This is a genomic window from Taurinivorans muris (assembly GCF_025232395.1).
Lineage (GTDB): Bacteria > Desulfobacterota > Desulfovibrionia > Desulfovibrionales > Desulfovibrionaceae > Taurinivorans > Taurinivorans muris.
Map to the genome: position 1 here is coordinate 1,549,921 of NZ_CP065938.1, position 11,663 is coordinate 1,561,583.

General features: G+C 45.0%; 12 protein-coding genes. 9 read left to right on the plus strand and 3 right to left on the minus strand.

The genetic code is table 11. From position 1 onward, the window contains the following. Positions 1-23: 23 nt before the first annotated feature. Positions 24-2,381, plus strand: a complete 2,358-nt coding sequence (priA, locus tag JBF11_RS07295; RefSeq protein ID WP_334314824.1) for a replication restart helicase PriA — start codon at positions 24-26, stop codon at positions 2,379-2,381. Positions 2,382-2,558: 177 nt separating this feature from the next. Here priA and JBF11_RS10140 read toward each other — a convergent pair whose 3' ends face one another. Further along, the gene (locus JBF11_RS10140; RefSeq protein WP_465250211.1) at positions 2,559-2,792 is read right to left on the minus strand and encodes a type II toxin-antitoxin system RelE/ParE family toxin; all 234 of its coding nucleotides are present in this window, start codon (positions 2,790-2,792) and stop codon (positions 2,559-2,561) included. Continuing rightward, positions 2,792-3,019, minus strand: coding sequence for a TA system antitoxin ParD family protein (locus JBF11_RS07300; protein ID WP_334314825.1), 228 nt, complete (start codon positions 3,017-3,019; stop codon positions 2,792-2,794). The genes JBF11_RS10140 and JBF11_RS07300 overlap by 1 nt, the downstream gene beginning before the upstream one ends. A gap of 214 nt (positions 3,020-3,233) precedes the next feature. Here JBF11_RS07300 and amrB point away from each other — a divergent pair, with 214 nt between their 5' ends. From amrB to JBF11_RS07330, 6 genes are all read left to right on the plus strand, one after another. Further along, complete coding sequence (gene amrB, locus JBF11_RS07305) at positions 3,234-4,070, plus strand: AmmeMemoRadiSam system protein B (protein WP_334314826.1); 837 nt, start codon at positions 3,234-3,236, stop codon at positions 4,068-4,070. Between the two features lie 182 nt (positions 4,071-4,252). Further along, the gene (locus JBF11_RS07310) at positions 4,253-5,443 is read left to right on the plus strand and encodes a pyridoxal phosphate-dependent aminotransferase (RefSeq protein ID WP_334314827.1); all 1,191 of its coding nucleotides are present in this window, start codon (positions 4,253-4,255) and stop codon (positions 5,441-5,443) included. Between the two features lie 147 nt (positions 5,444-5,590). Next, positions 5,591-6,499: a LysR family transcriptional regulator gene (locus JBF11_RS07315; RefSeq protein ID WP_334314828.1), complete on the plus strand. Its 909-nt coding sequence runs from the start codon at positions 5,591-5,593 to the stop codon at positions 6,497-6,499. An 85-nt stretch (positions 6,500-6,584) separates the two neighbouring features. Beyond that, on the plus strand, positions 6,585-7,169 hold the full coding sequence (locus JBF11_RS07320; protein ID WP_334314829.1) for a LysE family transporter: 585 nt from the start codon (positions 6,585-6,587) through the stop codon (positions 7,167-7,169). A 167-nt stretch (positions 7,170-7,336) separates the two neighbouring features. After that, entirely contained in the window at positions 7,337-7,876 is a 540-nt protein-coding gene (locus tag JBF11_RS07325; RefSeq protein WP_334314830.1) for a flavodoxin family protein, read from the plus strand. Positions 7,877-7,885: 9 nt separating this feature from the next. After that, entirely contained in the window at positions 7,886-8,977 is a 1,092-nt protein-coding gene (locus JBF11_RS07330) for an alpha/beta hydrolase (RefSeq protein ID WP_334314831.1), read from the plus strand. A gap of 496 nt (positions 8,978-9,473) precedes the next feature. Here the strand turns inward: JBF11_RS07330 and JBF11_RS07335 are convergent, their stop codons facing one another. Next, positions 9,474-9,728, minus strand: a complete 255-nt coding sequence (locus JBF11_RS07335; protein ID WP_334314832.1) for an RNA recognition motif domain-containing protein — start codon at positions 9,726-9,728, stop codon at positions 9,474-9,476. Positions 9,729-10,208: 480 nt separating this feature from the next. On the opposite strand from JBF11_RS07335, the gene JBF11_RS07340 reads away from it, so the two are divergent. Further along, on the plus strand, positions 10,209-10,853 hold the full coding sequence (locus JBF11_RS07340) for a phosphatidylserine decarboxylase family protein (protein ID WP_334314833.1): 645 nt from the start codon (positions 10,209-10,211) through the stop codon (positions 10,851-10,853). Positions 10,854-10,883: 30 nt separating this feature from the next. After that, a complete protein-coding gene (gene pssA / locus JBF11_RS07345; protein ID WP_334314834.1) occupies positions 10,884-11,654 on the plus strand; it encodes a CDP-diacylglycerol--serine O-phosphatidyltransferase in 771 nt (256 codons plus the stop codon). Positions 11,655-11,663: the final 9 nt, after the last annotated feature.

Sequence of the window (11,663 nt, forward strand, 5' to 3'; positions counted from 1 at the left end):
ATTTTGCGCCGCCCTTTTGCCCTATGCTTTGCCGTATCGCCCTGCTGAGTCCGCCCTATTCCACGCTTACGTACAGCTGTCCTGCTTTTTTTCCCGAAAGTTTTTGGGAAACGGGCATGCGTGTCGCCGTGCCTTTGGGCGGCGGAGCCGTGCGTATCGGGGTCATCCTCGCTCTGCACACGGAAAAAGACGGCGATTTTCAAATCAGGGAACTTGCTTTTCCCATGGAAGAAAAAAGCCTGCTTTCCGCTGATTACATATTGATGATCGAGCAGCTCGCCAAAAAGCAGTTTGTCAGCACGGGGCGTATTTTGGGCAATGTTCTGCCAAGCAATCTCAAAACAACGAAAAATATCCGCCTGCGTGTTTTTCAGGATACGCAAAAACCGAAAATCCATAAAATACGGGAAATTCCGAAGCTCAGCCAAGAAGAAAAACAAAGTCTCGCAAACGCTTTTCTTGAAAACAAAGCCCAAATCTTAGAAATGGCGGAAGACACAAGCCTTACGGAAAGAATTTGCCTTTTGGCGGAACCGCCTTGGAATATCCGCGCAAACGCCAATAAGCAAAGGGAAATTTTAGATTTTTTGGCAGATAACGGAAGCATGGTCCGCAATGCGTTTCAAAAAAAATTTCCGGATCACGGTCAAGCGCTGAACACTCTCATAAAAAACGCCATGGTCGGCATTACCGCCCTTGAGCAGGAAGAAAAACTCAATGAAGAGTTTCTTCCCCCTCCCATGCCCCGTTTTACCCTCAATGCAAAGCAAAACGAAATTTATCAAGCATTAAGCCCCTATTTGGACGCGGAAAACAAAGAAAGCAAAACAGCTTTGCTGTTCGGGGTCACCGGAAGCGGCAAAACAGCCCTTTATCTCGAACTCGCCCAAAAAGCCCTGCAAGAAAAAAAATCCGTGCTTTTGCTCGCTCCGGAAGTCGCCATAGCCCTGAAACTCCGCCAAGACGCCATGAACAGAAATATGCCCGTAACCCTCTATCACGGTTACCAAAGCCCGAAGCAAAAAGAACGCACCTTTAAAGAATGCGCCAAAAGCCAAAACGCACATTTCATCATCGGCACGCGTTCGGCGCTCTTTCTGCCTCTGCAAAATATCGGACTAATTATTTTGGATGAGGAACACGACGATTCTTTCAAACAGGACGAGGGGCTTTCATACCATGCGAAAGATATCGCTTGGTACAGAACCCATAAAAACCGCGGGCTTTTTCTCATGGGTTCCGCAACGCCTGACATCAAATCCTATTACGCCACGGAGCAAAACCTCTATGAACGCTTTGAAATGCAAGAACGCATAGGCAGCGCTTCCCTTCCCGAAACAGAACTTGCCGACATCAGCCAAACAACGCAAAGCTTCGCTCCGCAAACAATCCTCGCCCTCAAAGACTGCATAAACAAAGGCGAACAAGCCGTCATCCTCCTGAACAGACGCGGTTACGCTCCGCTCATGTTCTGCGTGGAATGCAAAAAGACAGCCCGCTGCCCCAACTGCGACATTTCCTTATCCTATCACAAAAAAAGGGAAATCTTATCCTGCCATTACTGCGGATATATACGCCATGTGCCGAGCCCCTGCCCCGAATGCGGAAACATGCACGGCATTCCCATAGGCGACGGCACGGAACGCATTGAAGAACAAATTACGGAACTTTTTCAAAACAGCGGCTCTTTTCCGCCGAAAGTCCTGCGGCTGGATAAGGACAGCACCCGCCGTGAAGGAAAAATGGAAGAAATTTTAAACGCTTTCGCCAAACAGGAAGCGCAAATCCTTGTGGGAACGCAAATGCTTTCCAAAGGACACCATTTTCCAAACGTCACGCTCGCCGTCATTCTTGACGCCGATTTAGGAATAAATTTTCCCGATTACAAGGCATTGGAACGCACGTTCCAGCTTATCACGCAAGCTTCCGGACGTGCCGGGCGCGGTGACAAGAAAGGACGCGTGATCATTCAGACCCGCGACACGCAAAACCCCTTTTGGCAGCATATTTTAAAAGGAAATTATTTGACTTTTTACGCCCAAGAAATTTCCCGGCGCAAAAAACGGAGCTATCCGCCCTTTGCCAAACTCGCCCTTATCCGCTGTTCGTTTCCGAAAGAAAAGGCGGAAGCCAGACAAATTTGGGAAAATTTCAGCAAAGAAATCAAACAAAAAGCTGCGCAGACGGGCATACGGGCGACAGGCTCCATTCCCGCACCGCTCGCTCTTCTGCAAGGCAGGCTCCGCTTTCAATGCTTCATACGGGCGGAAAACTGGAATGCCGTCAGAACGCTCTACGCCTCCTGCCTGCCCAAACAAAACATTTTGCAAAATAACGATATGCGCCTGAGCCTGGACCTCGACCCCACCAATATGCTTTGATTCTTTTTGCGTTGCTCCATATTTTCCCCAAAAAAAGCCTATAAGCCCAACATATTATGATAACCTGCAAATAATTTATAAAAGCCTGCCCTTATCGCTTGCTGTCAGATTTTAAAGCGGTTTGAGAAAACGGGCTCTAGTTATTTTTTGGATTTCGATAAAAATTTTCATGAGAATCTAACCCAATAATGTAAGAATAAGAGTATGTTCTTCAAAACTGTAAGCAAGCAGCATCAATTGCGTTGAGATTTTAAATTTATATACTCTGACGATATTCAAATCTCCTTTTTTCAATATTCCAAGCTTAGGGTCTTTCATACTATCCCGAATTGCTTCATTAACCGCTTTCAACTGGTTTTCATGCAGCTTTTTATACGCTTTTTTAAATGTGTTTGTTTGAAACCTGCATATTACTCATTGCGAAACTCAAAAGCTGAAATTTGTCCTTGTTTAACTTCTTCCTGAGCCAGCAAACAATCTTTTATAACGTCTAAGGACAAATCAGGATTATCCTCCGCACAGCGCCCGAGCATAGCCCAGTATTCAATTTGCTTGGGAACAGTCCGCATATTGATTTTGGCATATTTTTCCGCTTGGTTAATAAATTCTTTAGACAATCGTATTGCTACACTTGACATGATTTTCTCCTTTTTATTGCATACCAAATCATTTTATTGCAATATGCAACATTATGCAACACTGTATCCGGCAAATTCATCCCTTTTCGTTTAAAACACGCCGGACGGGGAGCTTGAGTTTTATTCCGTTTTGCACCATACTGAAACCGGCTGTTGTCCATAAAAAAATTTTACAAAAACCATTCATGACACCGCCGACGGGCAGGAAAGACATATGATACGCGAAATGCAGTTTGCAGGTTTGTTTTATGAAGAAAATGAAATACAGCTTGAAAAAAACATGCAGGCATTTTTTCAGGGGAAATTTTCTTTCAACGGCAACGCGGCGGAAAATACTTTAAAATTCCAAACAAAGCAAAAAACGAGAATTTGCCTTCTCCCCCATGCCGGACATATCTATTCGGGAAAAATCACCGCAGAAACACTGGCGGAAATACATCTGCCCCGCAAGCTCATCATGCTGTGCCCGAACCATACGGGACTGGGCAGACACGGGGCGGTTTGGGAAAGCGGCGCGTTCACGACCCCGTTCGGGCGGGTGCCCGTAGCCGAAGATATTGCGGACAGGCTCCTGAAAACAAAATGGTTCCGCAAAGATTACCTGGCACATCAAAAAGAACATTCCATAGAGGTTATTTTGCCTTTTTTACAATATACCATGGGGGAAGAACTTGAAATCGTCCCTGTTTCTCTGGCAGGCATAGAAAATTTACCCCAAATGGCGGAAAGCATATCGCAATGCATGCAGGAACATGAAGAAACCGGACTTGTCGTCAGTTCGGATATGAACCACTTTGCCGCAGAAAAAGAAAACAAGCGCAAAGATTTCCTGGCATTGGACGCCATACGCGCCATGAATGAAAAAGCCCTCATCCGGACCGTTATCGAAAATGACATCAGCATGTGCGGAGTGCTTGGAGCATATGTCGCCGTGCTTGCCGCCAAAAAATTAAACTTGCAAAACTGCCGTCTTGCCGGTTATGATACTTCGGCAAGCGTTTCCGGCGACACAAGCCGGGTTGTGGGGTATGCGGGGCTGTATTTTTATTGATTTCGTTTCTCCTTGCCGCTCCTGACCGCAGCCGGCGGGCAGGCAAATCCATGCATGCGCCGTTAAAAAAGCTAATATGGTTTGCAGCAATTCGGAAAAAACATCTTGTCATGAAAACAAGGGACACAAATCACCAAATTCAGGTTTTTTCCTGTATGCCGGTCAAATGAAAAGGAGTTGCCATGCTCTCGAAAAGAATGAATAAACTGGGAACGGAAAATGCGTTTCAAGTCGCCTTGCGGGCAGCCAGACACCAAGAAGAGGGAAATATTGTTTATCCGTTCCATTTGGGCGATTTAAATTTTAAAACTCCAGAACCTGTGACGGAAGCGATGTTCAAAGCCGTACGGGACGGAAAAACCGGCTATTGCCCCGCTGCCGGCATCATGCCTCTTCGGGCAGCCCTTGCGGAAGAAATCAACGCCACCCGCAAAACGGCTTTCACGCCTGAAAGCGTTCTTATCCAAACCGGAGGCAAGCCTGTCATCGCCAAATTTCTGCTCGGCTTCATGAACGAGGGCGACGAAGTCCTGTTCCCGAACCCCGGTTTTCCGATTTATGAATCATTTATCGAATTTCTAGGCGGAACGGCGAAACCCTATGGCTTTTTGGAAACGGAACGGGGATACGCCATTGACATTGAAGCCTTGGAAAAAGCCATTACCCCGAAAACGACCTGTATCATCGTCAATGACTTTCAAAACCCTACGGGATCGGAAGCAAGCAAGGAAGAACGTGAAAAACTGGCGGAACTGATTTTAAAACATAATTTGACGGCGCTCATAGACGAGGCGTATTTCGATATCCGCTACGAGGGAAAATCAACGTCCGTTTTAGAAATTGAGGAAGTCCGCGAACATTGCGTCCTGCTTTACACGTTTTCCAAAAAATTCGCCATGACCGGCTGGCGCGTGGGAGCGATGATCGCACCTGAAAAATATATCCCGCAGCTTTCAAAACTCAATGTCAACATAGAATCATGCACCCCGCATTTCACCCAATACGGAGCTTTGGCTGCCCTCGCCCTGCCTGAAAGCGAAAATAAGAAAATCATTGACGAGCTGCGCATACGCCGTGATTTGGCGGTAACATTGCTCAACGAAGTTGACGGCGTCCACTGTCCGAGTCCGAACTGCGCTTTTTATCTGTATCCCAATGTGACCAAACTCATGGCGAAAAAAGGCTTCGGCGGCGATTACGCCGCATTTGCGGAAGATGTGCTTGTAAAGACAGGTGTTTCTTTTTGCACCCGCGAACATTTCGGCAAAAAGCAAGCCCATGAAACGGAAAACTTCGTCCGCCTGGCTTTTTCCGGCGTCAATGCGGAACAAATCGCAAAAGCCTGCAAGGCGTTAAAAGAATACGCCCAATGAACGGACCGGAAACGGAAAATGCGTTTCAAGTCGCCCTGCGGGCTGTCAAGCACCAATGTTCATACCATTTAAAATGTGGTGATAGGAAAAATTCTGATTAATGAATGTTAGAACGGGAAAAATGCCCGGTTAAAAGGTAGTGATAACATGACGATACAACAGTTGAAATATATCATTGCTGTTGTTGAGAACGGTTCAATTACAGAAGCAGCCAAAAAACTGTATATTTCACAGCCAAGTCTCTCAAATGCCATCAAAGATATTGAAAAAGAAGCAGATATAACCATCTTTATTCGGAGCCGTTCTGGTATTGCATTATCGAAGGAAGGTGCAGAGTTTGTAGGATATGCCCGGCAGGTAATCCAGCAAATGGAGTTATTAGAGGACAAATACATCTCTCATCTGCCCCCAAAAACCAGATTTGGAGTTTCAACGCAGCACTACACTTTTACAACGAACGCTTTTGTTGAAATGGTAGAGCAGTTTGGACAAGAACGCTTTGAATTTATTTTGAATGAGACACAGCTCCACCAAATTATTAAAGACGTCAAAAACCAGTTTAGCGATTTAGGCATTCTTTATCTCTGCAAGAACAATGAGGCGGTTATTCGCAGAACGTTGGAAGAAGCAAAACTGGTTTTTTATGAATTATTCACCGCCAAGCCTCATGTGTTTATGCGATCTGCGCACCCTTTGGCTGAAAAACAATTCGTTACGCTAAAAGAACTTGAACAATATCCACGGCTTAATTTTATACAGGGCAACTATGAATCTTCTTATTTTGCAGAAGAATTGTTCAGTGCGGTTCCGACAGAAAAAATAATTAAAGTGAGTGACAGAGGCGCCATTGTCAATTTAATGATCGGTATGGACGCTTACACCATATCAAGCGGCATTTTCCCAAGATATTTACAGGGGGATACAATCATTGCGGTTCCACTTGCGGAAGACGAAAAAATGCACATTGGATATATTTTGAACGAGAAACAGGAGTTATCTGAATTAGGGCGACTATATGTGAATGCCCTGAAAAAATACGGTAACCCATCCATATAGTTTTAACCTATGGATAAGCATTTCTAAATAGAATTTTCTATGAATAGAAAGACATGATATACTGATTGGCATGGAGGAAAAATTCATGCCGATCTATATTCTAACCAGTTTTTTCTTATATTGTATCATCAACGCTTTTACACCGGGACCGGGAAACATTCTCGCGCTGAATACAGTAACAAATTATGGATGGAAAAAGGGAAAACCGCTCTTTTCAGGAATAATTGCAGGCTATTATGTCGTTCAGACCATTTGTGCAATATTTGTTTTCGGAATAAGCAGCTTTCTCCCTAATGTTTTGAATATTTTAAAATATATCGGAGCAGCCTATATTTTGTGGTTAGCTTTTCATATTGCTGTAAGTAAACCCGATATGGGCAACGACAGCAAATCAGCATCTTTTATAAAAGGCTTTATGCTTCAATTTGTGAATGTCAAAATATATATGTTTGGCATTACCGCGTTGACAGGCTACATTACCGATTACAGCACATCCCTTGGCATTTTGTTATTATTCGAAATGATTATCGCAACGATTGGAGCTGTTGCAACGATAACGTGGATCGGATTAGGAATACTGATTCAAAAATATTACCTCAAATACTATCAGATGATAAATATTGTGCTTGCATTAACGTTGCTGGAATGTGTTTATGGTATGCTAAAGTAAAAGGTTTTGTCTTTAAAACAATCAAAGGTTTGCCCATAAATTTTCAAAAAGGCAAAACTCACTCCCTTATTGATGAAAAGTGAAAATATCAGGCAAGTTTTTTCAAAAAACGTGTATTGTCTTCCCAACGGCTTTTAGTAAAGTGAGAAAAACGAAAAGGAGCTGACATGGGTAAAAACGTTTTAATACTTTCGGCAAGCCCGAGGAAAAACGGCAATTCCGAAACCCTTGCCGACGCTTTCATACGCGGTGCGGAAGAAGCCGGGAATACTGCTGAAAAAATCTGCTTATACGATAAAAACATCGGTTTTTGCAAGGGCTGTCTTTCCTGCCAAAAAACAAGACGCTGCACAATCCAAGACGACGCAAACGCCATTATTGGAAAAATGAAACAAGCAGATGTCATGGTGTTCGCAACCCCGATTTATTATTATGAAATGTGCGGACAAATGAAAACCATGCTTGACAGGACAAATCCGCTGTACGGCACGGATTATCTTTTTCGGGACATTTATCTTCTTGCGGCTGCCGCCGAAGATGACGGACATGCCACCGACGGTGCCGTGCAAGGACTTTCAGGCTGGACAGCGTGCTATCCGAAATCCCGTTTAGCAGGCGTTGTCTTTTGCGGCGGAGTGAATGCCGTTGGAGAAATCAAAGGAAACAGAAAACTCATTGAAGCCTATGAAATGGGCAAAAATGTTTAGGAGCAAACTATGAAACGCACGCTTATGGGATTATTTTTTATCGCAGGGCTTTTTCTGGCTTTGAACGCCGCCGCCGAGGCGCCTAAAAATGCCGCAAACTTAAAAGGAACAGTGATCATGAAAACAAAAGAACTGAACTTAACGGATGAATGGGACAAAACCTTTCCTAAAAGCGAAAAGGTAAACCACAAAAAAGTAACGTTCGTCAACCGCTACGGCATAACGCTTGCAGCTGACATGTACCAACCTAAAAACGCCAAAGGAAAATTGCCCGCCCTTGCGGTGAGCGGTCCTTTCGGGGCGGTGAAAGAGCAGGCTTCCGGACTTTACGCCCAGACAATGGCGGAAAGAGGCTTTTTAACGCTTGCCTTCGACCCATCTTATACGGGCGAAAGCGGCGGCGAACCGCGTTATATCGTATCACCCGATATCAACACTGAAGATTTCAGTGCCGCAATCGACTTTCTGTCAACAAACGACATGGTCGATTCCGAGCGCATCGGCATCATCGGCATCTGCGGCTGGGGAGGTCTCGCCATAAACGCCGCATCCGCCGACCCACGTATTAAAGCGACCGTGGCGTCCACGATGTACGACATGAGCCGTGTAAATGCCAATGGTTATTTCGATGCGGACGACAGCGCCGAAGCCCGCAACAAACTTCGTAAGGCTCTTGCCGCACAGCGTACCGAAGATTATCGCAACGGCTTTCAGAAGGCCGCCGGGGGCGTTCCGGATGTGCTGCCCGCTGACGCACCTCAGTTCCTGAAAGATTATTACGATTATTACAAAACGCAGCGCGGTTACCATCCCCGCTCGCTCAACTCCAATCAGGGAAGAAACGCCACGGCTCCGATACCGTTCATCACTTTTCCGCTTATGAGCCGCGCGGACGAGATTGAGAATGCCGTGTTGATAATTCACGGCGAAAATGCCCATTCACGCTACTTCGGCGAGGATGCCTTCAAAAAACTGCGGGGCGACAACAAGGAATTGATGATTATCCCCGGCGCCGTGCACACGGATTTATACGACAGGACGGACATCATTCCCTTTGACACGATAGAGGCGTTTTTCAGAAAAAATTTAACACAAAAATAACATAATCCATATTGCCTTGTAAAAAGCCGTCCGCAGCAGGGCGGCTTTTTTTTAACGGGATTTTTGGTCCGCAAAATTTTCCGCCGGATTTTTTGCCGCATATCAACCGCTCTTCGGATTTTCAAACAATCATTTCAATAAACCGGACAAACTTCGCCCGGAAAAACAACGCCGTCCCGCCGTTAAAATTTCCAGCCGCGGAAATTTGCGAAGAGAACATACGGAAAAAATACATTGCTGCAGCATGGCAGACGGTTATAAAAAAACGGATTATCGGCACATAAGAAAATTTTTTATCATACTGTAAAAAATATCGCAAAAAACAAGCTATGGTTTCACCATGATTTCAAACCGTCAATCAATAAAAAGAAGCCGTTGACAATAAAAAGCAATGAGCGAATAAACGGATACCGGCAATAAAAAAGCACGCAGGCTGTATTTTCCCTGCGCGCTTTTCGCATATCAAAAATCGCCCAATCGTACGGCAATTAAAAAATTACTTTTCTTTTCTGGGATTTGCTTCATTCACTTTGAGAGTACGTCCGCCATATTCGGAAGCATTTAATTTTTCTATCGCTTTAAGAGCTTCCTCATCTTCCATTTCAACAAAACCGAAACCTTTCGGTTTGCCGGTGTCACGGTCATGAATAAGCTTGGTTGAAAGCACGGAACCGAATTGTTCAAAGAGCTGTTTTAATTGTTCTTCTGATGTTGACCATGGTAAATTACCCACATAAATTGACTTAGCCATTGGAAAATCCTCTCTTAAATTTGCCGAATAAAAATATTCTATATGTTAAATTTCGCACAAATTATCGTATTAGTCAAGTTTTAGCCTCATATTATGCCAAACTTTTTACAAAAAAAACACATCTTGAAAAAAATCACAAAATTCCGTTGAAAATTTCATGCCGTACCGTGTTCGGGCATGATGAAAATACGGTTTTTGAACAGAATAAAAACGCTATGACTGCTGACTTTCCGGATGTAAACCGTTCAGGCGGCGCAATACGTCATGCAGGAAAACCGTACCCGCTCCTTATTTCTGCTTTCACCCCCTTATGCAGGCATTGTCTTGCCCGTCCTTTTTACAGCCCCTTTTCCGCCTTGCCCCACCCCCCGCCAGAAGCGCCTGCCGAAGCCGACGCATATTTTTCCTTTCATAAACGGACGTTGCTTGACAAAATCGCATATTCTTCTAAAATAAAAAAAAACATTAAACGAGTTGACTATGAAAAACGAATCCATAGGCATTGCGAAAGAGGGGTATCCCGTCATCGCTTTGCTTGCCGTAACGGCAGTAATTTTTGCAATATTCCAATGCTATTTGGGCGCACTGCTTTTTCTTGCGCTTTTGTGGTTCAGCGTTTACTTCTTCCGTGACCCCGAGCGTGTCGTGCCAAGCGCCGAAAACATAGCGGTAAGTCCCGCCGATGGTAAAATCATCCGTATTCAAAAAAAACAAGATCCTGTTTCCGGTGAAGAAAAAACATGCATTTCCATTTTCATGAATCTGTTCAGCGTGCATGTGAACAGAAGCCCCGTTTCCGGCACATTGCAGAAAATCGCTTATTTTCCGGGCAAATTTCTTAATGCGTCTTTTGACAAGGCAAGCACGGACAATGAACGCTGCGCCTATCTTGTCACAGACGGGCAAGACAAGTCTTGGGTTTTTGTGCAGATCTCCGGACTTATCGCCCGCCGTATCGTTTGCCGCGCCGACGAAGGCGACACATTGAAACGCGGGCAGCGTTTCGGGCTTATCCGTTTCGGTTCGCGGGTTGATTTGTATATTCCGGATGAATATGAAAGCGCCGTGAAAATCGGCGAACAAGTTTTTGCGGGGCAAAGCATCATCGCCAAAAAACAAGGCTGAGCCCAAAAAACAAAACTATAAGGCAAAATTATGACTGAACGGAAAAAACCGCATAAAGGCGTTTACGTGCTTCCCAACCTTTTTACGGCAGGAAGCTTGTTTGCGGCTTTTTTATGCGTGACATACTGCTTTAAAGGACAATTCCAAGCTGCAGCCCTTTCCATTTTCTTAAGCGCGGTTCTGGACGGACTTGACGGAAAAGTCGCCCGTCTGACCAATACGGCAAGCCAATTCGGCATCGAGTTTGACTCGTTGGCGGATATGGTCGCTTTCGGGCTTGCTCCCGGCGTACTTGCGTGGACATGGCAATTGGAGGCGTACGGCAAACTGGGAACCGCCGTTTCCTTTTTGTTCGTGGCTTGCGCTGCGCTGCGTCTGGCGCGTTTCAATGTCGATGTCGCTGTTGTTTCCAAGCGTTTCTTCATCGGTCTGCCAAGTCCTGCGGCAGGCTGCACCTTAGCCGCCTTTGTGGTTTTCGTTCCTTATCTGCCTGAAAGTTTTTTACCGTATTTACCACAGTTCACGTTGTTTTTATGCATATTGGCGCCCCTTTTGATGGTGAGCCGCGTACGGTATTTTTCATTTAAAGAATACGGCTTTGTCAAAGAACATCCTTTCAGCGTTCTCGTTGCCGCCATGCTCATATTGATTCTGCTTTTCAGCGAGCCGTTTTTCTTCATGTTCGCCGTCATTTTCGTTTATATCATCTGCGGTATCGTCTATACTTACGTATATATGCCAAACAGAAAGCACAGCCTATTGCGCCGGCTGCAAAAGTCAGGTGACGGCACTTGTGAATAAAAAAAGAAA

What these genes read in the sequence shown, in the direction of transcription:
- priA (WP_334314824.1), top strand. Translation starts at nt 24, where the DNA reads ATGCTTTGCCGTATCGCCCTGCTGAGTCCGCCCTATTCCACGCTTACG.
- JBF11_RS07300 (WP_334314825.1), bottom strand. Translation starts at nt 3,019, where the DNA reads ATGTCAAGTGTAGCAATACGATTGTCTAAAGAATTTATTAACCAAGCG.
- amrB (WP_334314826.1), top strand. Translation starts at nt 3,234, where the DNA reads ATGATACGCGAAATGCAGTTTGCAGGTTTGTTTTATGAAGAAAATGAA.
- JBF11_RS07310 (WP_334314827.1), top strand. Translation starts at nt 4,253, where the DNA reads ATGCTCTCGAAAAGAATGAATAAACTGGGAACGGAAAATGCGTTTCAA.
- JBF11_RS07315 (WP_334314828.1), top strand. Translation starts at nt 5,591, where the DNA reads ATGACGATACAACAGTTGAAATATATCATTGCTGTTGTTGAGAACGGT.
- JBF11_RS07320 (WP_334314829.1), top strand. Translation starts at nt 6,585, where the DNA reads ATGCCGATCTATATTCTAACCAGTTTTTTCTTATATTGTATCATCAAC.
- JBF11_RS07325 (WP_334314830.1), top strand. Translation starts at nt 7,337, where the DNA reads ATGGGTAAAAACGTTTTAATACTTTCGGCAAGCCCGAGGAAAAACGGC.
- JBF11_RS07330 (WP_334314831.1), top strand. Translation starts at nt 7,886, where the DNA reads ATGAAACGCACGCTTATGGGATTATTTTTTATCGCAGGGCTTTTTCTG.
- JBF11_RS07335 (WP_334314832.1), bottom strand. Translation starts at nt 9,728, where the DNA reads ATGGCTAAGTCAATTTATGTGGGTAATTTACCATGGTCAACATCAGAA.
- JBF11_RS07340 (WP_334314833.1), top strand. Translation starts at nt 10,209, where the DNA reads ATGAAAAACGAATCCATAGGCATTGCGAAAGAGGGGTATCCCGTCATC.
- pssA (WP_334314834.1), top strand. Translation starts at nt 10,884, where the DNA reads ATGACTGAACGGAAAAAACCGCATAAAGGCGTTTACGTGCTTCCCAAC.